The sequence below is a fragment of the Mesorhizobium sp. M7A.F.Ca.AU.001.01.1.1 genome, from assembly GCF_004022735.1.
GTDB lineage: Bacteria > Pseudomonadota > Alphaproteobacteria > Rhizobiales > Rhizobiaceae > Mesorhizobium > Mesorhizobium ciceri.
The window spans coordinates 1-2,232 of sequence record NZ_RZPF01000906.1; the positions used below are offsets into that span (position 1 = coordinate 1).

Sequence of the window (2,232 nt, forward strand, 5' to 3'; positions counted from 1 at the left end):
GAAGCGGGGCTACGCGTTCGAGCGCTTTCTCAAACGCTGGTGCGACATGTGGGGCTTGGATGCCCACGCCTCTTTCCGCACTGTTGGAGAGCAGATCGACGGCTCGTTCCAGCATGACAGCAGTACCTATCTGGTCGAGGCCAAGTGGCAGACGCGCCCGGTCGATGCCGCGATGCTGCATGGCTTTCAGGGGAAGCTGCTTGAGCGCCCGGATTGGACAAGGGGCCTCTACGTCTCGTATGGCGGCTTCTCGGGCGAGAGTTTCGACGCCTTCACCGCACGCCGCTTGATCATGATGGACGGAACCGACATCTACCACGCACTCAATCGGCGGCTCGACTTAGGGGAGATCATCCGCAAGAAGGCGCGCCATCACTCTGAGCGACGACAGCCGTTCGCCCGAGTGACCGACCTGTTCCGGGCGTGAGGTGAGACGATGAAGCTGTTTGCCACCTGCGTCTGGGGCTTTGGCTTCTCGCGAGCGCCGCTCGCCACCATGAAGGGGCACGTCGATCGACTGCACGGTCTCGCGTACCGAGGCGATTGCGTAGCGTTGGTAGGCACGCAGACTGATAGCAATGTCATGGAGCGCCGACCCGCCCTGCGGATGACGATGTTGACACTTGGCACCCCACACTTCCAAGATCCGCGTTTGGCATCGACAGCGGAAGGACCGCTTTAGATGATCTCGTCCCGTTAGCTGTCGGTCTATCCGGCCCAGATCTGTCGATCAGGAATGCGCCCAAATTTCGGTCGGCAGAGACAGGCGGCCCGCATGCCAGGAGGGGACGTTCGCGCCGCTTGATTTTGGCAGGCATCGAGATTCCATTCGCGGACGCTAAGTCGTGGTAGCAAGCGACGTTCGAACTCGATGCAGCAGACCTAGATGCTCAGAGTCACGAGCCCGCAATGCGATCACCTAGCCGCTTTCGGACAGCCTCTCGTAGTTGAACCTTGCCAATGTCGTCCAGGATGGAGGCGGGGACCCGCTTGCGGTTGGCACCAGATAGCCATTGCCCAATACCAGCTCAACCTGCCATAGCTCCTAGGCCGCTGCCACAGTGTTGATGCCTTAAATCGAGTATGGATCGGCCGCAGTCGCGGCAGCCAGGGCAGGCTTCCAAAAGGCATGCGCCTCACCCATCCAGATCTCCTCCCTTTCCTTGAAATCGAGGTTGCACCCCCGAAACGCAATGCACGCATGCGAGACAAGATCCGACGCAATATCGAGCAGGAGAAATAGCTCGTTGTAGCGATTGGCGTTCCAAACCCGCGGTTCGGCGTAAAGGTGCGCGACGTGGTCATCACGGAAAACACCCAACGCGGCTGCTGCGCGTCGACCAAGAGGCGATGTCAGGCGGCGTGCAGTATCGTCGCAGCGATGCAAAGCCGCCATGCAATCGCCTTCCCACATCTTCGACATGCCGAGAGAATTTCCATCCCAGCCTGTCGACGCTCGTTCGACCAATTTGGCACGGCAACGTTTCTGCCTGAGCAGATGAAGGAACACTGGGATTGAAGCCAGGTCGCTGCGGTTGAAGGCCGTCACCTCGGACTTTCCCTGACGGCCGCGCGGCCTCTCGAATAGCTTGCAGAGCGACAGGATTAGAGCTGTCTGCGTGCTGTTTCGAAGCACATTGTAGCAGTTGGCACCATCAAACGTTTGGCCGTGATAGTCGGCCATCACGATAGTGTTTCCGACCTCAAGCGTCGCCTTCGCCCAGATCGCGCCCCTTATCTCACTTTCGAGGGCCTTCAGCATAAGGTCGAGCCGACACATGGCGTCGGAAACGGGCACCGGTTTGGAGCGATTTGCTTTTCTCTTCTGGCTCCCAGCCACCTCGACCTCGATCGCCATTCGAATCTAGCTGGACCAGCCAGACGTATCATCTACCTTCTTCATTGCGTCACGTGTCCAACATGTCCCATTCGTTGCCGAGCACCCAGCGCAAAGCCGAGAGTTTGCCGTTGAGCATACCCCATTCGAAATCGTCCCAAGGACCAAGGTTATCCGAGCCAACCTCATCCTCAGTTCGCTTGGCTGCTTCAAGCGCTGCGGCCCACGTGTCGCGCGTCATCAGGGATGTGACCGGGCGCTGCGTCAGGTCGATCGCATCTACCAACTTGGTCTCACCGGTGCTGACTCGACGCCGCAGATTCTGGTGGCGATTATACCAAACCTGCCGAAACAGCAGATGTTCGGCTTCGAGCAATTCTGACAACTTCCGAGGC

At 59.0% G+C, this 2,232-nt stretch carries 2 protein-coding genes and 1 pseudogene; 1 reads left to right on the forward strand and 2 read right to left on the reverse strand.

All coding sequences use genetic code 11. The annotated features are described in order from the left end of the window. A partial coding sequence (locus EN884_RS33745; RefSeq protein ID WP_206617717.1) for a restriction endonuclease occupies window positions 1-427 on the forward strand: 427 nt, incomplete at its 5' end. A gap of 645 nt (window positions 428-1,072) precedes the next feature. Here the strand turns inward: EN884_RS33745 and EN884_RS33750 are convergent. After that, a complete protein-coding gene (locus EN884_RS33750) occupies window positions 1,073-1,858 on the reverse strand; it encodes a hypothetical protein (RefSeq protein WP_063170760.1) in 786 nt (261 codons plus the stop codon). A gap of 49 nt (window positions 1,859-1,907) precedes the next feature. Continuing rightward, window positions 1,908-2,232 (reverse strand): annotated as a pseudogene (locus tag EN884_RS33755) (hypothetical protein); the annotation flags it as partial.

Bases quoted from the DNA above. Each gene is read 5' to 3' on its own strand.
- EN884_RS33750 (WP_063170760.1), bottom strand. From the start codon at position 1,858: ATGGCGATCGAGGTCGAGGTGGCTGGGAGCCAGAAGAGAAAAGCAAAT.